The 22,600-nt window shown below is 67.3% G+C and carries 24 protein-coding genes; 7 read left to right on the top strand and 17 right to left on the bottom strand.

The window, feature by feature from the left end; all coding sequences use genetic code 11:
- Window positions 1-87 precede the first annotated feature (87 nt).
- Window positions 88-675, bottom strand: a complete 588-nt coding sequence (locus JTE92_RS04355) for a hypothetical protein (protein ID WP_063240806.1) — start codon at window positions 673-675, stop codon at window positions 88-90.
- Window positions 676-732: 57 nt separating this feature from the next.
- Window positions 733-987: an RNA-binding protein gene (locus JTE92_RS04350; protein WP_063240805.1), complete on the bottom strand. Its 255-nt coding sequence runs from the start codon at window positions 985-987 to the stop codon at window positions 733-735.
- A 305-nt stretch (window positions 988-1,292) separates the two neighbouring features.
- Here JTE92_RS04350 and JTE92_RS04345 point away from each other — a divergent pair, with 305 nt between their 5' ends.
- Window positions 1,293-1,814 carry a hypothetical protein gene (locus tag JTE92_RS04345; RefSeq protein WP_063240843.1) on the top strand — a complete coding sequence of 174 codons (522 nt, stop codon included), beginning with the start codon at window positions 1,293-1,295 and terminating at the stop codon, window positions 1,812-1,814.
- Window positions 1,815-2,274: 460 nt separating this feature from the next.
- Here JTE92_RS04345 and JTE92_RS04340 read toward each other — a convergent pair whose 3' ends face one another.
- The 7 genes from JTE92_RS04340 to JTE92_RS04310 form a co-directional block, all read right to left on the bottom strand.
- On the bottom strand, window positions 2,275-3,312 hold the full coding sequence (locus JTE92_RS04340; RefSeq protein WP_063240803.1) for a Bug family tripartite tricarboxylate transporter substrate binding protein: 1,038 nt from the start codon (window positions 3,310-3,312) through the stop codon (window positions 2,275-2,277).
- Between the two features lie 75 nt (window positions 3,313-3,387).
- Window positions 3,388-4,299: an HpcH/HpaI aldolase/citrate lyase family protein gene (locus JTE92_RS04335; RefSeq protein ID WP_063240802.1), complete on the bottom strand. Its 912-nt coding sequence runs from the start codon at window positions 4,297-4,299 to the stop codon at window positions 3,388-3,390.
- 57 nt (window positions 4,300-4,356) lie between these two features.
- Complete coding sequence (locus JTE92_RS04330) at window positions 4,357-5,598, bottom strand: CaiB/BaiF CoA transferase family protein (RefSeq protein WP_063240801.1); 1,242 nt, start codon at window positions 5,596-5,598, stop codon at window positions 4,357-4,359.
- Entirely contained in the window at window positions 5,595-6,083 is a 489-nt protein-coding gene (locus tag JTE92_RS04325; RefSeq protein ID WP_063240800.1) for a MaoC family dehydratase, read from the bottom strand. The genes JTE92_RS04330 and JTE92_RS04325 overlap by 4 nt, the downstream gene beginning before the upstream one ends.
- On the bottom strand, window positions 6,080-7,294 hold the full coding sequence (locus tag JTE92_RS04320; protein ID WP_232353459.1) for an acyl-CoA dehydrogenase family protein: 1,215 nt from the start codon (window positions 7,292-7,294) through the stop codon (window positions 6,080-6,082). The genes JTE92_RS04325 and JTE92_RS04320 overlap by 4 nt, the downstream gene beginning before the upstream one ends.
- A 26-nt stretch (window positions 7,295-7,320) precedes the next feature.
- Window positions 7,321-7,857: a MaoC family dehydratase gene (locus tag JTE92_RS04315; protein ID WP_063240798.1), complete on the bottom strand. Its 537-nt coding sequence runs from the start codon at window positions 7,855-7,857 to the stop codon at window positions 7,321-7,323.
- Window positions 7,854-9,224, bottom strand: a complete 1,371-nt coding sequence (locus JTE92_RS04310) for an MmgE/PrpD family protein (protein WP_232353460.1) — start codon at window positions 9,222-9,224, stop codon at window positions 7,854-7,856. The genes JTE92_RS04315 and JTE92_RS04310 overlap by 4 nt, the downstream gene beginning before the upstream one ends.
- A gap of 249 nt (window positions 9,225-9,473) precedes the next feature.
- On the opposite strand from JTE92_RS04310, the gene JTE92_RS04305 reads away from it, so the two are divergent.
- Window positions 9,474-10,376, top strand: coding sequence for an HpcH/HpaI aldolase/citrate lyase family protein (locus JTE92_RS04305; protein ID WP_063240797.1), 903 nt, complete (start codon window positions 9,474-9,476; stop codon window positions 10,374-10,376).
- 30 nt (window positions 10,377-10,406) lie between these two features.
- Here JTE92_RS04305 and JTE92_RS04300 read toward each other — a convergent pair whose 3' ends face one another.
- From JTE92_RS04300 to JTE92_RS04275, 6 genes are all read right to left on the bottom strand, one after another.
- Entirely contained in the window at window positions 10,407-11,132 is a 726-nt protein-coding gene (locus tag JTE92_RS04300; protein WP_167525653.1) for an IclR family transcriptional regulator, read from the bottom strand.
- A gap of 134 nt (window positions 11,133-11,266) precedes the next feature.
- A complete protein-coding gene (locus JTE92_RS04295; RefSeq protein ID WP_232353461.1) occupies window positions 11,267-11,875 on the bottom strand; it encodes a TetR/AcrR family transcriptional regulator in 609 nt (202 codons plus the stop codon).
- A gap of 124 nt (window positions 11,876-11,999) precedes the next feature.
- Window positions 12,000-12,962, bottom strand: coding sequence for a tripartite tricarboxylate transporter substrate binding protein (locus tag JTE92_RS04290; RefSeq protein ID WP_063240794.1), 963 nt, complete (start codon window positions 12,960-12,962; stop codon window positions 12,000-12,002).
- Window positions 12,963-12,986: 24 nt separating this feature from the next.
- Window positions 12,987-13,766 (bottom strand): enoyl-CoA hydratase/isomerase family protein, encoded by a 780-nt coding sequence (locus JTE92_RS04285; RefSeq protein ID WP_063240793.1) that lies wholly within the window; start codon window positions 13,764-13,766, stop codon window positions 12,987-12,989.
- Window positions 13,759-14,904, bottom strand: coding sequence for an acyl-CoA dehydrogenase family protein (locus JTE92_RS04280; RefSeq protein WP_232353462.1), 1,146 nt, complete (start codon window positions 14,902-14,904; stop codon window positions 13,759-13,761). The genes JTE92_RS04285 and JTE92_RS04280 overlap by 8 nt, the downstream gene beginning before the upstream one ends.
- Before the next feature lie 8 nt (window positions 14,905-14,912).
- Entirely contained in the window at window positions 14,913-16,052 is a 1,140-nt protein-coding gene (locus JTE92_RS04275) for an acyl-CoA dehydrogenase family protein (protein ID WP_063240791.1), read from the bottom strand.
- 91 nt (window positions 16,053-16,143) lie between these two features.
- On the opposite strand from JTE92_RS04275, the gene JTE92_RS04270 reads away from it, so the two are divergent.
- The 4 genes from JTE92_RS04270 to JTE92_RS04255 all read left to right on the top strand — a co-directional run bounded on the left by JTE92_RS04270 (window position 16,144) and on the right by JTE92_RS04255 (window position 19,667).
- Complete coding sequence (locus tag JTE92_RS04270; RefSeq protein ID WP_063240790.1) at window positions 16,144-17,340, top strand: CaiB/BaiF CoA transferase family protein; 1,197 nt, start codon at window positions 16,144-16,146, stop codon at window positions 17,338-17,340.
- Window positions 17,341-17,462: 122 nt separating this feature from the next.
- Window positions 17,463-17,765: a CppA family protein gene (locus JTE92_RS04265; RefSeq protein ID WP_063240789.1), complete on the top strand. Its 303-nt coding sequence runs from the start codon at window positions 17,463-17,465 to the stop codon at window positions 17,763-17,765.
- 62 nt (window positions 17,766-17,827) lie between these two features.
- Window positions 17,828-18,736, top strand: coding sequence for a 2-hydroxy-3-oxopropionate reductase (locus JTE92_RS04260; RefSeq protein WP_063240788.1), 909 nt, complete (start codon window positions 17,828-17,830; stop codon window positions 18,734-18,736).
- Window positions 18,737-18,782: 46 nt separating this feature from the next.
- Window positions 18,783-19,667, top strand: coding sequence for a DMT family transporter (locus tag JTE92_RS04255; protein ID WP_063240787.1), 885 nt, complete (start codon window positions 18,783-18,785; stop codon window positions 19,665-19,667).
- Here the strand turns inward: JTE92_RS04255 and JTE92_RS04250 are convergent.
- Window positions 19,664-20,257 carry a flavin reductase family protein gene (locus JTE92_RS04250; protein ID WP_063240786.1) on the bottom strand — a complete coding sequence of 198 codons (594 nt, stop codon included), beginning with the start codon at window positions 20,255-20,257 and terminating at the stop codon, window positions 19,664-19,666. The genes JTE92_RS04255 and JTE92_RS04250 overlap by 4 nt on opposite strands.
- Window positions 20,254-21,432, bottom strand: coding sequence for an acyl-CoA dehydrogenase family protein (locus tag JTE92_RS04245; RefSeq protein ID WP_063240785.1), 1,179 nt, complete (start codon window positions 21,430-21,432; stop codon window positions 20,254-20,256). The genes JTE92_RS04250 and JTE92_RS04245 overlap by 4 nt, the downstream gene beginning before the upstream one ends.
- A gap of 147 nt (window positions 21,433-21,579) precedes the next feature.
- On the opposite strand from JTE92_RS04245, the gene JTE92_RS04240 reads away from it, so the two are divergent.
- On the top strand, window positions 21,580-22,584 hold the full coding sequence (locus JTE92_RS04240; RefSeq protein WP_063240784.1) for an AraC family transcriptional regulator: 1,005 nt from the start codon (window positions 21,580-21,582) through the stop codon (window positions 22,582-22,584).
- Window positions 22,585-22,600: the final 16 nt, after the last annotated feature.

Here is a 22,600-nt window from a genome sequence, read left to right as displayed (position 1 = left end):
ACATTCTTTGACAGGGTAGCCACCGCGGCCCCGAGGAAGGGCCCGCGTGGTTGGCGGGCTTGCCTGTCCTGTGATGATCCGGTGCTGCTACTTGCCAGCGGCCGGCTGGACGGACACAGCAACGGCCTCGGTATAGACCGCTTCGACCCGGTCACCCTTTTTGATTTCCTTAAGACGTTCCGGATCCTCCACGACAAGGTCCACGGTGCGTCCTTTCGGACCTTTCAGGGTGACGGTCCTGGCGCTGGTGTTGACAGCGACAACGTCCGCTGTGACGGTAACCTCCCGCCCGACCGTGCCGCCTGGCCTGGCTCCGGGCGCAGCACGGTCCGAGATCTCGCGCTCATTCATGGCAAGCGGGCCCTTCCCCTTCTTGAGGCTCATGGTCAGGGCTTCCTTGTACTCGATCGTGACGGTATCGCCGACTTTGAGCTGTTCGAAGTTCCTCGCCTCCGGCCCCACGACGAGATCCGTGGTCCTGCCGTCGGCGGATTTCAGCGAGACCGTTCGCGTCGGCGCGTCGATCTTGACGATCCTGGCGGTGAGCTTCGCCGTGCCGGTCGCAGTCGCCTGTCCGGGTGACTGCGTGACATCCACGCGGGTTTCGGGTTGGGCCCATGCAGAAGCGGTCGCCGCTGCCATCAGCGCCGCAGCCAGTAGTGTTGTCCGTTTCATGCTCTTTCCCTCTGATCAGATTTGCACTACGCCTATTGGGGACTGCCGCCCCTCGCCTCAGTTGAAGCGCTCCCTCATCACGACGGCCGTGATCTTGTGGCTTTTCCAGAACATGCCATGGATACGCTCGCGCAGCTTGTCCAGGCTGTCGTCGTCAAGCGTATCGAAGGTCAGCCGCACGGCAGGCCTGGTACCGTCGCCTTCCATGTGCTCGATGCCGTTGTATTCCGGAAGGCCATACTTCACCAGGAAAGCGCCAATTTCCTCGTCGGTTGTCTTGGGGTCGAGGTTTCCAAGCAAGAGAATAGACATGACTCAGCTCCGCAGTTAGGCCAGGAATCTGAAAATGCCGTTGGCAGCATCAGTCGACGGCCGGCAAGCCGCATGCAGCATGTCACGGTGTCGCCTCGCTCCAGGCCGGCACTGGGTCGAATGACTGGATCACCGCCGCTCCAGACTCTAACGTCGGCCGTGATCGCAGCCGTACTGAATCTTTTCGGACGATGAGATAAGAAAAACTTCTGCCTCGGAAGGCCCCGATGAATGCGCATCCGATTGGACTCTGCCTGCGCTATGCTGAACTGGCGCGGAGCTGCAAAACCGACTGGAGAACGATCATGCGTTATCGCCTGTGCGCCTGCCTGACCGCTACGCTGGCGACCCTTGTGCTGGGCGCCTGCGCTACCCTGCGGCCCCTCGAAACCGCAGAGGGGATGCTCGGCGGCCCGCAGAGTGCGGTGCGCGATACGTTCGGGGCGCCCACGGAAACCTACCAGCTCGCTGACGGCACCACCCGGTGGATCTATTCGAAGCAGCCGCTCGGATTCGAGGTGTACGCGGCAGACTTCGACGCAAACGGCAAGCTGACAAGGTTTCGGCAGATGCTGACCGAGAAAGAGATTTACGAGGCGCGCCCCGGAGTGTGGACCAAGCAGGATATTGCCGAGCGCTTTGGCCGTCCGCGCGAGCCCATCCAGTTCTACCCGCTGATGAAGCGTGAAGCCTGGTCCTACCGGCTCTATGCAGGTGCCTACATGCCAGCGCATTTCAGCGCCTACTTTGATGAGCGCGGCGTGCTCGACCGGACCATGATCATCCTTGACGCAATCGGGGGCGACGCGCGGGACGGCAGCAAGTAGGTACGGCTCCGGCATCCTCTGGAGGCCCCGAGGTCGTTAACGCGCTCGGCCTGCCGCATCCGATGTCGTCTGCAGCCAGGGCTTCAGTGCCAGGCCACCTGCGGTGAAATGCCGGACCGGGTCCGTTTCTTGTCCAGGATGGCCACGAATACCAGGCCAAGGGACGGGCTCAATATCAGAGAGAATGCCGTCCAGGCGACACCGGAGCGTCCCAGCGCATTGGCCACGAACCCGACTGAAACGGAGAAGATCAACCAGCAAGCGATAGCGAACATGGCTCAAACACGAATGGGATCCGAGGAGTGTCGCCAACCCGGGAGGAGAGCGACGGCTGCTACCAGTTTCGGAAATCCTGGCTCATGCGTTTGATTTTCCGGGACAAAACCTTTGCAATTTGGGACAGCCGGGGAAAGTACTGCACCGGCTTCCCTTCGCACCGGGCGCGCTGCCGTCGGCGCGATCACTCCATTTTCAATCCGACGGTCCTGGTCATGGCCTGGTAGGTCGGCCAGGTGCGCGCGATGAAGCGCTGCAGGGCTTCGCCGGTCAATGGCGTGTCCTGGCTGCCAAGCTGCTCCCGCACATTCCTGACGGCTTCCGATTCCGTGACCGACCGCCGCACCAGCGTGGCCAGGCTGTTAGCGATGTCGGCAGGCAGCCCCGCGGGGCCCAGCAGCATATTGCACTCGGCCAGGTTGCCGAAGATCGGGTCGGATATGCCCTCGTCCGCCCACGTCGGTATCCCGGGCAATTTCGCGGTGCGCGGCCCGGAGATCACCAGCAGCGGCTTCAACCCGCCGGAGGCCAGCCCGCCCGACATCCCGAGCAGCGAGCCCGCGCCGATATCGATATGGCCGGCCAGCAGGTCGCCGATCATGGCACCGGTGCCCTTGTAGTTGATGATGTCGAGCTGCGCCCCGGTCAGCTTCTTCAGCTGCGCCACCATCAGCTGCCAGCCCGAGCCGATGCCGTAGTTGCCGACGCTGACCGGCCGCTTCTGCGCGAGGGCGAGCAATTCCTTGAAGGTGTTGGCCGGCAGCCCCTTGGTCGCCACCATCACGCCGACGCCGGTGCTGATCGACGCCACCGGCGTGAGGTCGCGCGACGGATCGATGGGCGGCTTCCTCAGCAACACCGGCGCCTGCGCCAGCTGGCTGTGCAAGGTGCACAGCAGCGTGCATCCGTCGGGCCTGGCACGCGCCACCGCCTCGGCGGCAATCATGCCGATGCCGCCGGGCTTGTTTTCCACCACCACCGGCACCTTCAGCCTGGCGGAGAAGAACTCCGCGAACGCACGCGCGGTGCTGTCGTTGGATGAGCCCGGCGCCTGCGCCGCGATGATCCGGATCGGGCGCGAGGGCCAGTCGCCGGCAAGCGCATGGCGCGGCAGCAGCCAGGGCAACGCCGCAGCCCCCGCCGCTGCGCCCAGCACACGACGCCGGCGAAGGTTGATCGTATCCACGGGCAAGTCGTTGCCCGGACTAAGAGAGGAACGCATGGGTATTCTCCCGAAAGCTTCAAGCCTGCGCCCGCGACGGCTCGCGGGCACCAGGGGGGCCGGCGCTACATGCCGCTACATGCCGATCAGGTCCGCCCGCTGCACCAGGTTCCTGACGATGCGGACCGAGGCGATGTCGATCATCTTGCCCTCGTACTGGACCGCGCCCAGCCCTTGCGACAGGGCTTCGTCATAGGCGCGGATCATGTCGCGGGCGCGCGCCACGTCGGCGGCGGCCGGCGAGAACACGTCCTGGGCGAGTTCGACTTGCGACGGATGGATGGCCCACTTGCCGACCATGCCGAGGATCATGGCGCGGCGCGCTTCCTCGCGGAACGCGTCGGGGCTGCGGAAGTCGGCGAACGGCCCATCGACGGCGTCGAGCCGGTGGGCACGCGCGGCAATCGTCAGCCGCTGGCGCTGGTAGTGCCAGATGTCGCCCGGATAGCCGCCGCTGCCGCCAATGTCGCGCATGGATACGCCCTGGCTGGCCGAATAGTCGCCCATGCCGAAGATCAGGCATTCCAGCCGCGGCGTCGACGCGGCAATGGCCTCGACGTTCATCATTGCCTCGACCTCTTCGATCAGCACGTCGATGCCGATGCGGTGGCGCAGGCCGAGCTTCTTCTCCATCATCGACAGCAGCTTGTCGACAAACTGCACATCCGCCGCCGACATGGCCTTGGGCAGCATGATCACATCGAGGTTGCGGCCGGCGCCCTCCACCACTTCGATGATGTCCTCGTACGCGTACTCGGTGGTCAGGTCGTTGATGCGCACGCAGCGCGTGGTGCGCCCCCAGTCCAGCCCGTTGAGGGCGTCGACGATCTTGCGCCGCGCCGGGCGTTTTTCGCTGGGTGCCACCGCGTCTTCCAGGTCAAGGAAGACGAAGTCCACGCCCATGCCCGCGGCCTTGGCCATCATCTTCTCGCTCGAGCCCGGCACGGACAGCTGGCAGCGGCGCAGCCGCCTGGTTTTTTCCTGCATGATGTTGTCTCCTGCTTGTTGTACTAGTGTTTGTCTGTCAGTCATTGCGGCGCGCCCCTACTGCACCACGCCCTCCGCGCGCAGCGCGGCGATCTCGCCGGCATCGAAGCCGAGGTCGGCGAGGGTGCGGTCGGTGTGCTCGCCGGTCATGGGCGCCCGCTGCCGCACGCCTCCGGGCGTGGCGCTCATGCGCACCGGACTGCCGGCAATGGTCAGCGCGCGCGCTGCGCCGGGCTGCTCGGCTTCGACCAGCATCCCGCGGATGCGGAAATGCGGATCGTCGAAGATGTCGGCGGCATCGAACACCGGGCCGAACGGCACCTCGCCGCCCAGCATCCCCGCAAGCGCGCGCTTGGTATGGCGCACCGTCCAGGCGGCAACCAACTGCTCCACCTCGGCCCGATGCCGCACGCGCGATTCATTGGTGGCAAAGCGCGCATCGCCGGCCCATGGCGGATTGCCCATCCGCTCCACCAGCAGCCGCCAGAAGCGGTCGTTCGGCACGCCAAGGCTGATAAAGCCGTCACGGGCCGGAAAGAGCCCGAACGGGCACAGCAGCGGATGGCCGTTGCCCTCGGGTCCCGGCGCCTGCGCCGAGGCGCTGTACTGGAACACCATGCGCTCGCACACGGCCAGCACGGCATCGACCATGGCCACATCGACGAACTGGCCGCGGCCGGTGCGCTGGGCATGCCAGCACGCCGCCGCGATGCCGTAGGCCAGGAACATGGCCGGCACGATGTCGCCGACGCCCGGGCCGATCTTGGTCGGCGCGCCGCCGCGCTGCGGGCCGGTAATCCCCATGATGCCGCCCATCGCCTGCGCGACCGGATCGTAGGCGGGCCAGCCGGCGTAGGCGCTCTCGCCGCTGCGCGGGTCGCCGAAGCCGCGCAGCGCCGCGTACACCAGCTTCGGGTTTTCCTCGACGAGTCGTTCATAGCCCAGCCCGAAGCGCTCCATCACGCCGGCGCGGTAGTTCTCGACCAGCACGTCGGCGCCGCGCACGAGCCGCAGCAGGGTCTCGCGCCCGGCGGACTGCTTCAGGTCCAGCACCAGCGATTCCTTGTTGCGATTGATGGAGCCGAAGTAGCCGCCAAATCCGCCTGACTCCATCCGCAACGCGCCCTCGAGATGCGGGCCGTTGCGCCGGGTCTGGTCGCCCCCCGGCGGCTCGATCTTGATCACGCGCGCACCCTGGTCGGCGAGCATCATCGAGCAATAGGGGCCCGCCAGCATCTGGGTCAGGTCGAGCACCACCATGCCGTCGAGCGCACCAGCTATGCCGCGATCCGCGCTCATCGCCCGCCCCAGTGGCTCTTGCGCTTGATCAGCGCGGTGCGTTCCGCCTGCACGCACAGCTTGTCGTCCTGGTTCACGCCGTAGTGGCGAAAGCGGACGATGCCGGCATCCTCGCGGTCGCCCTCCTCCTTGCCCAGCACTTCGGTGAAGGCGTAGAGCGTGTCGCCGTGGAAGACCGGATGCGACAGGCGGATCTTGTCCAGCGTCAGTTCCTGCAGGCATTGCTCGGCGGTGTCCTGCGCCGCAAGCCCGAGCACCATCGACAGGTTGATCCCGCCGAAGACCACGCGCTGCGCGAAGATGCCGCCGGCGGCGCGCCGCATGGCGTCTTCGTTGAAGTGCCCTTCGGCGGTATTCATGACCATGTTGGTCAGCATGACGTTGTCCATCTCGGTCACCGTCTTGCCGCGCGCATGGCGGATCAGCATGCCGGGCTCGAAGTGCTCGAAGTACCCGTCGGGGCTGGTGAGTGCGCAAAGTTTCATGCCGCCTCCTGCGACTGTCGGACCTGCCCGCCGAATGCGCGGCTGGCGATCATGCCCTCGACCTCGGACTTGCCAAGCAGGCTGTTGGCGATGATGCGTTGCTGGATCTCGGAGGTGCCTTCGAAGATCTTGGTGAGGCGCGCGTCGCGCCAGTAGCGCTCCACCGGAAACAGCGTGGTGTAGCCCGCGCCGCCGAAGATCTGCAGCGCCTGCGAGGTCACGCGCTCGGCCATCTCCGAGGCGAAGTACTTCACCATCGACGCCTCCTTGTCGCAGCGGCGCCCGCTGTCGATCTCGTTGCAGACGAAGTAGAGCAACTGCCGCGCGGCTTCGATCTCGGTGGCCATGGTCGCAATCTTGAAGCGGATCGCCTGGTACTCGGCGATCGGCATGCCGAACTGGCGACGCTCCAGCGAATAGGCGATCGCGTCTTCCAGCGCGCCCTGCGCCAGGCCGATCGCACGTGCGGCGGTATGCGCGCGGGCGCCTTCCAGCCCCTTGGCCATCAGCAGGAAGGCCTTGCCTTCCGGACCCATCAGGTTGCGCCTGGGCACGCGCACGCCGTCGAGCGCCAGCTCGAAGGTCTTCCAGCCGAAGTACCCGATCTTGGGAATCGGGGAACCCGTCATGCCCGGCGGGAAGCCGCCGCGCTGCTTCTCGATCATGAAGCAGGAAATGCCTTCCCAGCGCTTGTCGGGCGAGGGCGGCGCCGAGGTGCGCGCGAACACGATCAGGTAGTCGGCGCCGTCGGCAAAGGTGCACCAGTACTTGTTGCCGGTCAGCACCCATTCATCGCCATCCAGCACGGCGCGGCAGGAAATCGACGCCAGGTCGGAGCCGGTATCCGGCTCGGACAACGCGCTGGCATTGAGGAAGTCGCCGCGCACCACGCGCGGCAGGTATTCGCGCCGCATGTCCTCCGGCATCGACTTCATGATCCAGCCGCCCTGCGCACGGGCCACGATCGACGCCACCGACATCCAGCCGCGCGACAGCTGCTCGCAGATCAGGCAATACTCGAAGATGCCGAGGCCCAGGCCGCCGTATTCCTCCGGGATGGTGATGCCGAAGTAGCCCATCTCGGCCATCTTGTCGCGCAGCGACATCGGGATCTCCGCATCCGGGCCGTCCAGCGCGTTGGCAACCGGCAGCACCTCTTTCATCGTGAACTCGCGCGCCGCATCGCGGATCATGCAACGCGCTTCCGTCATGTATCCCAGACCGTCTCCTGACATGCTTATCCCCTCATCCTGACCAGATTGGTACGCTTGAATTCGATGACTGCATCGCCCTGCTGATTGGTGCCATGCGTGTGCCACGTGACGATGCCGTAGCCAGGCCGGTTGCTGGCCGGCCTGCGCGACACCACGACGGAACTGGCATAGAGCGTCTCGCCGGGGTAGACCGGCCGCAGATAGGCCAGCTCGTCGACCCCGAGAAAAGGACCGCCGCCCTCCGACAGGTCTTCCACCGACAGGCCGAACACGGTGTTGAACACCAGCAGCGGATTGACCGGCACGCCCGCGTGGCCGTTGGCGCGCGCCACCGCTTCGTTGGTGTATTGCGGGTTGTAGTGCAGCGTCAGCACCGAGAACAGGGTGTTGTCCGACGCGGTGACGGTACGGCCCCAGTGATGGTCGAAGCGCCGGCCCGGCTCGAAATCCTCGTAGCGGTTGCCGCGGGCGCGCAGCCGGGCCTCTGCTTTCAGGCGGGCGACGACCGGATCGGCGGGGATCTCGGGGACGCGCCCGGTGGCGGGATGGGTGGATGTCATTGCATTGCCTCAAACAAGGGGTCGACGGAAGGAAGCCGGTCCAGCGTGTCGACCACCGACACCAGCTTCGCGAACTTGGCCGCGCCGATGCGCGGCACGACGATGGCCTGCGCCTTGTCGACCAGGCGCCGCCACTGCATGGCAAGGTCCGCGGCCGGCACCGCGACATTGGCCTGCGCGCGCAGCGTGCGGCCGTCGCGCGTCAGGATCTCGACGGTGGCCGCATTGCGGTCCGGGCCGGGCACCACCTGCAGCGCGATCCGCTGCCGCGCCCTGACATAGCGCGGCGCGAGCGCGGTCTCGGGCGAATACAGGGCGAGCGACGCGGTGGGCGCACCGTCCATCGCCAGCGCCGCAAGATGCTGGATCGCGAACTTGATCTCCAGGCCGGTCTGCGGATTGGCGATATCGCACACGCCACGATGCGGACCGGACACGGAAATGGTCATCGACTCGAGCGCATCCAGGTCGATGCGGTGCTCGCGGCAGACCTGGCGCACGGCTTCAATGGTGGAGTGCGTGAGGTAGCAGGACGCATGGAACTTGAACAGGGTGCGTTCGATTGCCATGCCGGCGCGGCGCTCGAACGTGGCGGGGAACGCCGGCGCGGCGGGCGCCTGGGTGCGGCCGAAGCCCTGCTCGCACTCGATGCCGCTGGCGTTGGCGGTGAACCCGCGTGCCGCCAGCCGTGCCGCCATCACGCCGTTCATGGCGGCCTTGCCTGCGTGCAGCGGCTTGGCCATGGTGCCGAACATGCATTTGAGCCCGGCTGCCTGCGTCGCGGCGAGGCCGAGCGCGTGGGCCGTACGCTCCGGATCTAGTCCACCCAGCCGCGCACAGGCAGCGGCGGCGCCCAGCGTGCCGGTGGTACCGGTCGGGTGCAGCCCGAGGCGATACTGCTCGGCGCCGACCACTTCGCCGACGCGGCTTTCGACTTCATGCCCCAGTGTCAGCGCGCGCAGCAAGTCCTTGCCGCTGGCGCCGGCGGCCTGGGCCACCGCCAGCGCGGCAGGCGCCACGGGCACGGTCGGATGGCCGTGCATCGCCGAGGCGACGTCGTCGAAGTCGAGGGCGTGGCCGGCCGCGCCGTTGATCAGCGCGGCCTGCGCCACATCGGCGCGCAGCGGGCTGCCCACCAGCGCGCACGGCAAATCGCGCGAGCCGGCATATTCGGCGACGAGCATTTCGACCAGCGGCTCGCGGGCGGCGGCAACGGTCACCGCGATCCAGTCGAGCATGGCATGCCGCGCCCAGGCGAAAGCCGGTGCGCCGAGCGCGGCATCGTCGACCGAGCTGATCCAGCCGGCCAGCGCCCGGGTGAAGCCGGTGCTGTCCGCTGTCTTGTCGATGGTATGGTCAGGTTCCACTCGAAGGAATCGCCGCGTTGGCCGGCGCCGTGTTGTTGTCGATGGACCGAGTATTGGCGAACGCCGGCGGGCGGGGCATCACATATGTGATGGATGCCGACCCGGAACATTGATCACATATGTGATGAAGGCGCGAGCGTGCGGGATCGAAACTCTCATCCACGGCCATTCGCGGCGCACGGTGTGCGCGATGGCCGCGCTGCCCCTCAACTCTCCACGCCCACGTCGCCACCGGCGACGCTACCTCTCATGACCATGAACCAGACCGCGCCCCGGCGCTCCGTGCTGTATGTGCCCGCGACCAATACCCGCGCCATCGAAAAGGCCCGCAACCTGCCCTGCGACGCCATCGTGTTCGACCTGGAAGACGCCGTGGCGCCGGCCATGAAAGGCCAGGCCAGGGACAACCTGGCCAGCGCCTTTGCCGCGCAGCCATTCGCGGCGCATGAAACGGTGATCCGGGTCAATGCCCTCGGAACGGACGAGTTCGATGCCGACCTGCGCGCCGCCGTGGCCTGCGGGACCGATGCGATCCTGCTGCCGAAAGTCGACACCGGCGCAGATCTGGAACGCTTTGCCGCGGCGATCGGCGCCATTGCCAATGGCCCTGCCCCCAGGCTGTGGGCCATGATCGAAACGGCATCCGCGATCCATCACCTCGACGGCATCCTGCAAGCCGGCCAGCGCCGGCAGGTGCAGCTCGACTGCCTGGTCGTCGGCACCAACGATCTTGCCAAAGAGACCGGCGTGTATCCGGGCGACAACCGTGCGTATCTGCTGCCGTGGCTGATGTCGGTGGTGCTGGCGGCAAAGCGCTACGGTATGGACGTGCTCGACGGTGTCTGGAATGACTTCGGCGACCGCGCCGGCTTCGACAACGAAGTGCTGCAGTCGTGCCGGATGGGCTTTGACGGCAAGACGCTGATCCACCCGTCGCAGGTCGATCCGGCCAACGCGGCGTTCACGCCATCGGATGCCGCCACCGCCGAGGCGCAGGCGATCGTCGCGGCCTTCGCGCGGCCGGAGCATGCCGCGGCGGGCGTGATCAAACTGGAGGGGCGCATGGTCGAGCGCCTGCACCTGGCGCAGGCCACGCGCCTGCTGGCCCGGCTCGATGCCATCCGTGCGCGCAGGGAACGGCCCGGCTGCTGATTTCGCGCCACTGAGGCGCTCAGGCGGCGCTCAGCAGTCCTGCGCGACCGCCAGCACGGCCGCCAGCAGCTTCTTGCGGCGTGCGTGCAAGCGCGCAACCGGGCCGCCGGTGCCGATGCCGAGCCACTGGCCGCGTATGGGCGTTGCCACCAGCGTGGCGATCACACCGGCCCCCGGCGACGCCAGGCTGGCCGACTCGTAGTAGCCCTGGCGGCGCGCCTGCTCCACCGCGCGCAGGATCTCGTCAGTGCGCACCGGCGGCTCGCCCGGGGCCACCTCGGCGCTGTAGCGCCGCAGCAGCCGCCCAATCTGTTCGTCCTCCATCCGGCTCATCAGCATGATGCCGATCGCGGTGCGATGCATCGGCCGGATCGTGCCCGACGATACCGACAGGCGCAACGCATGGCTGGATTCGATGACGGACAGGTATTGCAGCATGTTGCCGCTCTGGCGGCCCAGCAGCACCGTCTCGCCGGTCTCGCTCGACAGCCGGCGCAGGGCGTCGTGGACCGAGGCGCCGGTGCCCTGTTTTCTGGTGGTCCACCCGCACAGGAACGCGACCCGGACCGACGGGCAATAGGTTCGAAGCTGGGCGTCGAACTCCAGGTAGCCACGCGCCACCATGGTCCGCAGCAGCATCGACACACTGGACTGCGGAATGCCGAGGCGCTCGGCGATCTCGCCCACGCGCAAGGGCCGGCGCACCCGCTCGAACAATTCCAGCAGATCGAACACCCGGTTCGCCGACTTGACCATGCCACTGTCCATAGCCGTCCCTCCCTGGCTCGCGCGCCTCTCAGGCGCTGTCTTTGCCATGCTTCGGACCGGCCGGCGTCGCCCTGGTGCTTGCCTTTCAGCCCGCCCTCAACATCGCCATGGCGATGGTTCGTCTACAGCAACCACTCCCCGATCATCCGCAGGATTTCCGCCTTCACGGCCGCAGGGTCCATGGAAGCGCGGTTCAGGCGGTGCACGGAGATACCGCGTAGCAGGCTCATCAGGATGAAGGCCGCGGATTTTACGTCGACGTCCGCCCGGATCTGCCCAAGGGTCTTCGCCTCGTTGAGCTTGTACTCGACGTAGGCCATGTTCTTTTCGTTGTAGTCGTGGACAAAGCCATGCAGCGGCGAATCGGCCACGGACGAGTCGAGCACGATGAAAAACATCGCACGGATACTGTTGACCGCGTTTTCCGGGCGCTGGGTGTAGGCATCCACCAGCGAATAGATGCCGTGAATGCCGCGCGTATCGCTGCCATCCTTCTTGCGCTGCGCATTGAATTCGCGCGAGAGCTGCTCCAGGCATTCCTCCAGCAGCTTTTCCTTGGAGCCGAAGTGGGTGTGCGCCAGGCCGCGGCTATAGCCGGCCTTGGTGCCGACTTCATTCATCGTCAGCCCCGCGAGGCCTTTCTCGGAAATCAGCTCGATAGCGGCCTGCACCATACGGCCGACAGACTCCTCGCGCCGTTGCTCCTGGGTGCGGCTGGTTTGCTGTTTCATAGGTCGTGAACGTTATGTCGCCTGCGGCCCCGAATTGTACCGAAGCCAAAGGCCCCCTTTCCACACTGCTTCGACGCAAGCCCCTGCAGCCGCACCGCCGGTGCGGCCGGGGGAGCCCGGCGGCTCAGCTGGGCCGGATATTGGCCTTTTCCGCCACACGCTTGAAGCGCAGGTATTCCGCGCGCTGGAATTCGCCCAGGTCTGCAAGCGCCTTGGTCAGGAACGTACCGGCCCGCTTGGCCTGGTATGCCTTTGCCGCCTCCGTGCGCTGTGCGGCGGTAATGGCCGCAGCAAGTTCCTTCAGCTTGTCCGCCGGCGTGCCCGCCTTCATGGAGAAGGACGACCACACGTAGGATTCAAAGTCGGCATAGCCCTGCTCCTTCATCGTCGGGACGTTCGGCAAGAGCTTGTCGCGCGTCCCGCCCGTGATGGCGAGCACGCGAAGCTTCCCGGCCTTTTCCATGGGGGCGATGCCGGTGATGTCGTTGAGCGCGATATCCAGCCGGTTGCCGACCAGGTCGGTCACCATGGGAGCTCCGCCCTTGTAGGGCACGGGCGTGGTCTGGATATCCGTTTCCTGTGCCAGCCACTCGCCCACCAGGCGGTAGCCTTCGGAGTAATTGCCGACCGAGATCGGCTTGCCCGTGGCCTTGTAGCGCGCCACCACATCGGCAATGCTGCGGTAGGGAGAATCGTTGCTGGCGACAAAGGCAGCGGCGGAGATGGCCAGGCCGTGCAGCGGCACCAGGTCCTTGAACGGGTCGTAGCCCAGGTTCTTCACCATCACCGGGTTCACCGCGATCAGCGAGTTGCTGCCCAACAGGATGGTGTTGCCATCCGCCGGCTCCGCCAGCACGGTGCGCACGGCGATCAGGCCGCTGGCCCCCGGCTTGTTCTCCACCACGATCGAGCGTCCCAGCGCCTTGCCGATCTGCTCCGCGTAAAAGCGCGCGCCCTCGTCCGATCCGCTGCCCGCCGTGAACGGCACGATGACGCGAATCACCTTGCCCTGCGCCCGCGCGATGTACGGGAAGCCCAGGGTTGCCGCGCCCGCCAGCAGCGTGGCGCCAAATTGTCTCCGTTGCATGTGCTTGTCTCCTATCTATCGAAATCAGTCTTCAAAGACCGGCAGCCGCCTTTCGGCCATGGCCTTCACGCCCTCGGCCATGTCCGGCCCCGCAAACTGGGCAGCCTGCTCCGCGCTCTCGCGCGAGATGGCGTTGCGGATGTGGCTGAGCGAATCCGCCTTCAAGGTCTGGCGAGTAGACTGCAACGCACGCGGCGATGAAGCGGCCATCTCCCGCGCCAGTGCCATCGCAGCGGTGCGCACCTCCGCCTGGGGAACGATGAAGTCGACCAGTCCCATCTCTTTGGCGCGCGCGCCATCCACGCGGGCGCCGGTGTACAGCAGCCACGCCGCCATCTGCTTGCCGATCAGCGCCGGCAGCGTGTACGAGAGCGCAAACCCGGGGTGAATGCCGAGCCGGTTGAAGTTGGCCGAGAACCGGGCCTCTGCGCACGACACGCGGAAATCCGCCGCGAGCGCCAGGCCGAGTCCGCCGCCGACGGCCGGGCCCTCGATGGCGGCCACGATCGGCTTGCTGAAACTGAAGATGCGCAGCGCCTCCAGGTAGATGGGGTTGATGCGCGAGGCGCTGCGCGCCTCACCGCCATTGCGCCGCGAAAAATCCGCTCCCGCGCAGAACGCGCTGCCGCCCGCCTGCAGCAGCACCGCGCGGCAGGTCTTGTCCGCCTGCAGCCGGTCCAGCTCGTCGGCAATGCGGGCAATCATCTCCACATCGAAGAAATTGTGCGGGGGGCGGTTCAGCTCGATGAGCGCGACATGGCCGTCGCGGCTGGTCAAGATGGCCGGGTTCGGCGTCTCAGACATGGGTGGTGGTCCTTTCTGCTTGCATGGGTCGGCCGTGATGACCGGCCGGCGTTTCCGGGAGGTCCCCGGACGGCAGCGTGCGCGCGGTCAGGTGCGGCCAGAACCGGTCCGAGCCTGCCTCGATAAAGGCCTGGCCGAGGCGCTCTGCCCATTCGGTGCTGGTACCCGCCTCGGCACGCCAGGCCCACAGGCGCCGGGTGGCAAAGTTCAGTGCGTATTCGTAGGTGAAGCCAATGGCGCCATGCACCTGGTGCGCAATCGAGGCACCCGTGCGCACCGCGTCGCTGGCCGTGACCTTGGCGACGGCGGCACTGAATTCCGCCTGGGGCGCGCTGTCCTGCTGCATGGCGGGCAGATCGCGCAGCGCCGTGGTCGCAGCCGCATAGCTGCAGGCCACCTCGCCCGCCAGCACGGCAAGCTGCTGCTGGATGGCCTGGTACTTTCCAATGGGCTTGCCGAACTGCACGCGGTCCTTCGCATACTGCACGGCCAGGTCCAGCGCGTACTCCAGTGCGCCGGTCAGCTGCGCGGCAGTGGTGGCGGCGTAGAAGACTTCCAGCGGCCGGTTCAGCCCCGCAATGCCAGGTGGCAGCACGTGGGCCACGGGGGCATGGTCGAGCACCACGGTGTCGGCGGGCAGCGATGCGGCATCGGCCTTCGGCTCTATGCGCACGCCCGCCCCCTTCGCCGCCACCAGGCAGAGCTGGCCTGCCGCCTCGATCACCAGCCAATGAGCATGGCGCGCCCACTTCACGGCCTTCATCGTGCCGTCGATGGTGGCGGGCGTGCCCGCCTCGTTACTGGTCACTGCAAGTGCCCGCGCCTGTGCGCCCGCCGCCAGGGCAAATACGCTGTCGGCCGCCAGGTCCAGCCCGCTGCGCGATGCCAGGTACTGCCCCACCACCGCCTGCGACAGCGGCACCGGCGCCTGGGTATAGCCCACCTGGTAGAACAGGGACAACGCTTCCAGCCAGGAGGCCTCGATGCCGCCGTGCGCCTCGCGGCAGAGGATCTTGGTCATGCCGCTGTCGGCGATGGTTTGCCACAGCACGCCGGCGAATTCGCCAGCCTCGACAGCGGTCAGCAGCTCGCGGCTCACCTCGTTGGCCAGCAGCCGCTTGACGGTTTCTTCAATCATGTTGTCGCTCATCTCAGCCCCAGTCCTTTCGCAATAATCCCGCGCAAGATCTCTCGCGTGCCCCCGCGCAGCGAGAACGATGGCGCCGCCAGCGTCACCAGGTTCAGCACCTGGTCGAACTCGCTGCCGTCGCCCAGCCGGTCGGGGAATACCTCGTAGGCAATGTCGGGCAGCGACTGCTCCAGCAGCGCGCCCTGGTCCTTGACGATGGAGGCGGCCAGCGACGGGTCCTGCCCTTCGGCCATCATCAGCGCGATGCCCTGCGACATCTGGCGCAAGGTGGCATAGCGCGCGATCACCTTGCCGATGGCCACCGCCTGCTGACGGTTGTCTGCCTGCGCCGCATCCAGCATCTCCAGCAGCAGCTGCGTGCTGCTCAGAAAGCGTTCCGCGCCCGACCGCTCGTACTTCAGTTCATTGATCACCTGGCTCCAGCCCTTGCCCTCCTCGCCCACCAGGTGGTCGTCGGGCACGAACACGTCGTCGAGGATCACCTCGTTGAAGATGCGCGTGCCCAGCTGCGAGACGATGGGCCGCACCGTCACGCCGGGGCGGTCCATCTCGATGAAGATCTGGCTCATGCCGGCGTGGCGGTCCTCGCCGCGCTCGCTGGTGCGCACCAGGGCCACCATGTAGTGCGCGTGGTGCGCGCCCGATGTCCACACCTTGCGGCCGTTGATCTTCCAGCCGCCTTCCACCCTGGTGCCGCGGGTACGGATGGAGGCGAGGTCCGAGCCCGAGTCCGGCTCGCTCATGCCGATGCAGATGAAGGCCTCGCCCCGGCGGATCTGCGGGATGATTTTGGGAGCAAGCTTGTCGCGGCTGTAGCGGATGAGCAGTGGCCCCATCTGCCGGTCGGCGGCCCAGTGCGTGCCCATCGGGGCACCGACGGCCAGCAGTTCTTCCAGCATCACATAGCGCTCCAGCATGCTCTTTCCGCCGCCCCCGGCGTCGGTCGGCCAGGTCATGCCGAGCCACCCTTTCTCGCCCATCTTCCTGGAGAAATCCGGGTCGCGGCCGGCCCAGTTGTGGGCCCGCTCGACGCGTGAATACTTCGTGATGTGTTCCTTGGCAAAGGCTCTTGCTTCTTCCCGGAGCGCCTCGCATTCGGGTGGAAGGTCCCCGACCGTGATGTGCAACGTATCCATGTTTATCCTTACTTGCTTGCTATCAAGCAACACTATAGAGTGGATACATCGAATCTGCTACTAGGTAATTACGATGAGAAGCGAGGCAACCATGACTGCAAGCGACACGACGACCGGCCAGCCAAAGGTGGACGCCACCGCTCCCCGGGGTCCTCTTGCCGGCATCCGCGTGCTGGATCTGACCGCCGTGGTACTGGGCCCTGTCGCCACCCAGGTGCTGGCGGACTATGGCGCCGAGGTGATCAAGGTGGAGCCGCCCGAGGGCGACCTGATGCGCGCGAACGGCGTGAGCCGCACGCCCGGCATGAGCTCCACCTTCATGAACATCAACCGCAACAAGAGTTCGGTGTGCATCGATCTCAAGACGGAAGAAGGCAAGGCGCGGTTGCGAGAGCTGATCGGCCGCTGCGACGTGCTGGTGCACAACATCCGCGTCAAGGCGATCGAGCGGCTGGGCTTCGGCTACGAGGCGGTGGCGCAGATCAATCCGGGCATCGTCTACTGCGCCGCCACCGGCTTTGGCGAGGGCGGCGCGTTTGCCGGCCAGCCCGCTTTCGACGACATCATCCAGGGCGCCTGCGGCCTGGCCCATCTGATAGGGCACGAAAGCGGCGTCCCTGACTACCCGCCCACCCTGTTGGCCGACAAGATCGCGGGCCTGGCCACGGCCAACGCCATCCTTGGCGCGATCGTCCACAAGGTCCGCACCGGCGAAGGCCAGTACGTCGAAGTGCCGATGTTCGAGACGATGGTCGCCTTCACGATGACGGAGCACCTCGGCGGCCACGGCTTTAACCCGCCCATTGGCGACGCCGGCTATGCGCGCCTGCTCAAGGGCGGCCGCAAGCCCTCGCCCACCAAGGATGGGTACATCGCCCTGCTGCCCTACACGGAGCAGCACTGGAAGGCCTTCTTCCACCGCTTCGGCCGCGGCGAGTTCATCGACCAGTTCAACATCAGCAGCCGGATCGAGCGCAACAAGAACATCCAGGCCATCTATGCGGAACTGCGCAAGATCACGGCGCAGTACACCACCAGGGAGATGATGGATGTGTGCCGGGAGATGGATATCCCGGTCGCGGAAATGTATTCCATCCACACCATCCAGACCCATCCCCAGGTGCAAAGCACCAGCCTGTTCCAGACCATGACGCACCCTACCGAAGGGGACGTGGTTACAACCCGCCCGACAGCCCTTTTTTCCAGGACGCCTGCATCGATCTATAAGCCTGCTCCCCGTCTGGGCGAGGATACCGAGCGGATCCTGGGTCCGAGGTCGGGGACATGATGGGTTGACTGTAGGTCGGCAGATGTGAGCCCGTAGTCATTACCGTGCAGACTTTTCTTGCCTCCACCAGGATACTGTATATATTTACAGTACCTGTATGGATAAACAGTAGGAGTCTGGCCATGGAACACCTGATCCGCGTGCAAAACGACTACGACCGCCAGGTGCTGGCCTGGCTGCGCGGGCGCATCGGCGATGCCGCGCTGCAGACCGTGGCGCTGCGCCTGGGCCGCGAGCGCAAGCCTTACCTGTCGACGATCTGCCGCAGCCTCGGCATCCGCCCGCCTGGCCGGCGCCAGTTCGCCGCAGAGGCAGCGCGCGTGCACCGGACCGTGGGCGACCAGTACCTGGCCCGCATCCGCGAGATCCTGGGCCAGCGTCCGGGCGATCCGGCCAAGGATGCAGCCTTGCCGGCGCGTAACTGACTATGATCAGAGTTATGCGTCCGCCCATGCGCGGCGCTTCCACGCAACCACCGGACACTATCATGAGCAAGATCGGTTTTATCGGGCTTGGCGTGATGGGCAAGCCCATGGCGCAGCATATCGTCGACGGCGGGCATACCGTGCTCGCCCACACCCGCAGCGGCGTGCCACAGGACCTGCTGGACGCGGGCGTTCAGGCCTGCAGCAGCGCCGAGGATCTGGCGCGGCAGTCGGAAACCATCATCCTGATGCTGCCTGACACGCCCGACGTGGAGCAGGTCCTGTTCGGCAAGGAAGGCGTCGCCGACGGCCTTGCCGAGACCCCGGGCGGGGTCACGGTGATCGACATGAGCTCGATCTCGCCGATCGCCACGCGCGAGTTTGCGCGCTGCATCGAGGCGCTGGGCGTCGACTATGTCGATGCGCCGGTGTCCGGCGGCGAGGTTGGCGCCAGGGCCGGCACGCTGTCGATCATGGCCGGCGGCAAGCAGGAAGTGTTCGACCGCGTGCTGCCGCTGCTGCAGCTGATGGGCAAGAACATCGTGCGCGTGGGCGAAGTCGGCGCGGGCCAGGTGGCCAAGGTGGCCAACCAGGTGATCGTGGCCCTGACCATCGAGGCAGTCGGCGAGGCCCTGGTGCTGGCCGCGCGCGCCGGCGCCGATCCCGCGCGCGTGCGCGAGGCGCTGATGGGCGGCTTTGCCAGCTCGCGCATCCTTGAGGTCCATGGCGAACGCATGATCAAGCGGACCTTCGATCCGGGCTTCCGCATCGCCTTGCACCAGAAGGACCTGGAACTGGCGCTGTCCACCGCGCGCCAGCTGGGCGTGGGCCTGCCGAACACGGCGTCGTGCCAGCAGCTGTTCAATGTCTGCCACGGCCTTGGCGGAAGCGGCTGGGACCATTCGGCGCTGGTGCGGGCGATCGAGCACCTGTCGTCGTTCGCCATCGGCGACACACCACCGGCGGCCTGAGCCCCCGGCCGCCGCTTTGCCGAGCGTGCATAGCCCTCTGGCCCGCATGCCGAGTGCGAACACCGTCCTGCTGACCACGCTGGCCATGCTGGCTTTCGCCGGCAATTCCCTGCTATGCCGGCTGGCGCTGGAAGGCACCACCATCGATGCGGCCAGCTTTACGCTGGCGCGCGTCGCCGCGGCGGCCGCGGTGCTGTGGATCATCGTGGTGGTGCAGCACCGTCTGCTGCGCACTGACACCATGGCGTGGTTTCCGCCGCTGGCCGGCAACTGGGTCTCCGCGCTGGCGCTGTTCTGTTATGCCGCGGCGTTTTCGTTTGCCTACCTGCGCCTGGGCGCCGGCACCGGCGCGCTGCTGCTGTTCGCTGCCGTGCAGGCCACCATGACAGGCTACGGGCTGGCGGCCGGCGAGCCGCTGCGCATGCAGCAATGGATCGGCCTGGCGCTCGCGCTTGCCGGGCTGGTGTGGCTGTTGCTGCCGGGACTGGCGACGCCGCCGCTGTTGTCGTCGCTGCTGATGATCGGCGCGGGCATCGCATGGGGTATCTATTCGCTGCACGGCCGGCGCAATGCCAATCCGGTAACGACCACGGCCGGCAATTTCCTGCGCGCGGTGCCGCTGACGCTGGCGCTGGCCGCGGTGATGCAGGCACAGCGTTCGCTGGATCGCGCAGGCCTGGTGTACGCACTGCTGTCCGGCGCGGTCACCTCCGGGCTTGGCTACGTGGTCTGGTATGCGGTGGTGCCGCGCCTGCGCGCGGCCACCGCCGCGACGGTGCAGCTGAGCGTGCCAGTCATCGCCGCGGCGGGCGGCATCGTGCTGCTGAATGAAACGCTGACGCTGCGGCTCGCCGTCAGCGCGGCGGCCGTGCTCGGCGGCATTGCACTGGTGATTGCCGGCAAGGCCCGCGGCGCACGGGTGCTGCGCTAGGCCGCGCCGGCGTCGATGCTCGCCACCCCGTCGCCAAAGCCGCCGCCATGGAACACCAGCGGCGCGCCCGGGACTGTGTCATAGGCCACTACCTCGGCCACAAACACCACGTGGTCGCCGAGCGCGCGCACCGAGCGGTGCCGGCAGATGAACGTCGCCAGCGCGCCGGCGAGCAGCACGGTGCCGCACGGTCCGGGGCGGCAGTCGATGCCGGCAAAGCGGTCGATATCACGGCCCGCAAAGCGCCGGCACAGGGCCAGCTGCCCGCCGCCGAGCACGTTGATCGCATGGCAGGGCGCGGCGCGCAGTGCCGGCAGGCTGCCGGATTCGCGCGCCAGGCACCACAGCAGCAGCGGCGGCGCCAGCGATACGGAAGTGAAGGCGTTGATCGTCACGCCCACCGGCCGGCCCTGCGCATCCGCGGCGGTCACCACCGTCACGCCGGTGGCGAACTGCCCGAGCGCGTCGCGCAGCGCGCGCCGTGCCCGGGTGTCGTCGCCCATGCCGCCAGAGGCCCCGCCCAGGTCATCGCAGCCGCTGTCGTTGCAGGCCTCGGTGGCATACGGCAGCGGGGCCAGGGCGGGGATCATTGCGCGGCCTGCCGCACCTCGCCGGGAGGCGCATCGATATCCAGGCCCAGCGCCATGCGCCCGGCGTACTCCTGCTGGGCACCGGCCTGCAACGGATGGAAGCGCGCGCCCTGCGCATCGCGGAAGCGCCGCTCCAGCCCGGCGTCGCGATAGAAGCCCGCCCCGCCGGCCAGGTCCATCGCCGCTTCCACTGTCGCCAGCACCGCGCGCGCCGCCAGCGCGCGCCCGCCCATGATGCGGTTGGTGGTCACCGCACCCGGCGCCTGCCCCGCCGCTGCGTCGAACATCGTATCCAGCGCCATGCGCGCGGCTTCCGCTTCGTTGCAAAGGCGGCCGGCCGCTTCCACCGCATGCGCGTTCAGGCGGCGCTGCCGCGCCAGCTGCAGCGCAATGTCGCGCGCCGCTTCGGCAATGCCGACGTAGACCGCATAGATCAGCGGCAGCGCAATCATCGAGACGGTATGCATCATCGGATGCCAGACGCCTTGCGGGCGGCGCGCGGCGACGGCAGTGTCGGGCACCAGCACGCCTTCGAGCAGCACATCATGCGAGCCCGTGCCGCGCATGCCCAGCGTGTGCCAGTTCGACATCACGCTCACACCGGGGCTCTTCATCGGCAGCGCGAAATGCAGCACCGTGGGCCCCGCTTCGGGATCGTCGTACACCGCGCAGGTCATGAACAGGTCCGCCGCCGGCGCGCCGCTGGCGAAAATCTTGCGTCCGTCCACGCGGAAGCCGCCATCGACGCGCGTGGCCTTGCCGCTGCCCTGCAGCCAGTCCGAGCCGCCGCTGCCCAGCAGCACCATCTGCTCGCCCGCCACGCGCTTGAGCAGCCCTTCCACCGGCGCCTTCTGGTTGCGCCAGCGCCATGCCGCGGTGGCCACCGGGTGCGTGTGCATGGCAAAGGCCAGCGCGGTCGATCCGCAGTACTTGCCCAGCTCGCGCAGCACGGCGCCCAGCTCCTGGTGCGACAGGCCGGCACCGCCCAGCTCCTGCGGCACGGCGGCGGCAAAGAATCGGTGCGCACGCAGGTCGTCGTAGTTCGCGCTGACGAACTGCTCGCTCGCGTCGATCTCGGGGGCGCGGGTGTCGAAGGTGCGGCCCAGCGCCGCGGCAAGTGCGAGCCAGTCGGCCTGCGCACCGGCGCTGGCATCGGGGGCGATAACTGTTTCCATGGTGTTGTCTCCGGCTTGTCTGATCCGTGCCCCGCTACCGTTGTCCGGCCCGGGGCACGGTGCTAGTATCGGAGCCCGGTCCCCTCGCCCGTATGATCGGGCGTCCGGCTTTCTTGCGCGAAACACCGGATCTGGAGGAATGTGGCCATGGATGCCTTGTCCGACCTGCTGCGCGCCGTGCAACTGAGCGGCGCCGTCTTCCTCAACGGCGAATTCAAGTCGCCGTGGTGCCTGGTGTCTGAAGCGGATGCTGAATTGCGCGCCGCCTTCCTGCCCGGCACCGATCGCGTCGTCTCCTACCATCTGATTACCGAAGGCGTGTGCTGGGCCCGTCTTCTCGGCAGCACGGGGCCGGGCGTGCGCGTCGAGAGCGGCGAGCTGCTGGTGGTGCCGCAGGGCGAGCCGCACGTGCTGGGCAGCGACCTGCACCTGCAGCCGGTGCAGTCCGCCCCGCTGGTCGCGGACATGCTGCGCAACAGCCCGGGCGAAGTCATGCGCGTGTCGTACGGCGGCGGTGGCGAGACCACGCGCATGGTGTGCGGCTTCCTCGGGTTCGACGACACCATGGGCAACCCGCTGCTGACCTCGCTGCCGCGCCTGTTCAAGGTGGGACTCGACAACGGCATCGAATCGGCGTGGCTCGCCACCGCGCTGGCCTTTGCCACCTCGGAAGCCGCCGAACCGCGGGCAGGCACCGCCACGGTGCTGGCCAAGCTGTCGGAACTGCTTTTCGTGCAGGCGGTGCGGCGCTGCATCGACACGCTGCCGGAAAACGAAAGCGGCTGGCTCGCCGCGCTGCGCGACCGCTACGTGGGGCGTGCGCTGTCGCGCATGCATGCGCGCCCGGCCTACCCGTGGACGGTGGACGAGCTGGCCGGCAATGTAGGACTGTCGCGCTCGGCGCTGGCGCAGCGCTTTACCGACCTGCTCGGCCAGCCGCCGATGCAGTACCTGGCGCACTGGCGCCTGCGCACCGCGGCGGCGGAACTGCGCAGCGGCAACCGCTCGGTCGGCGAGATCGCCGGGGCGGTCGGGTATGACTCCGAGGCGGCGTTCAGCCGCGCCTTCAAGCGCGAGTTCGGCCTGCCGCCGGCAAGCTGGCGCCGCAGCCGCGCCGACGAGGAGCGCGTGGCGGTGACCGCCGCGCACTAAACCCGATTTCAGGGAT

The sequence above is a fragment of the Cupriavidus oxalaticus genome (assembly GCF_016894385.1).
In the GTDB taxonomy this organism is placed as follows: Bacteria; Pseudomonadota; Gammaproteobacteria; order Burkholderiales; family Burkholderiaceae; genus Cupriavidus; species Cupriavidus oxalaticus.
This window is presented reverse-complemented; position numbering and strand designations above follow the sequence as displayed.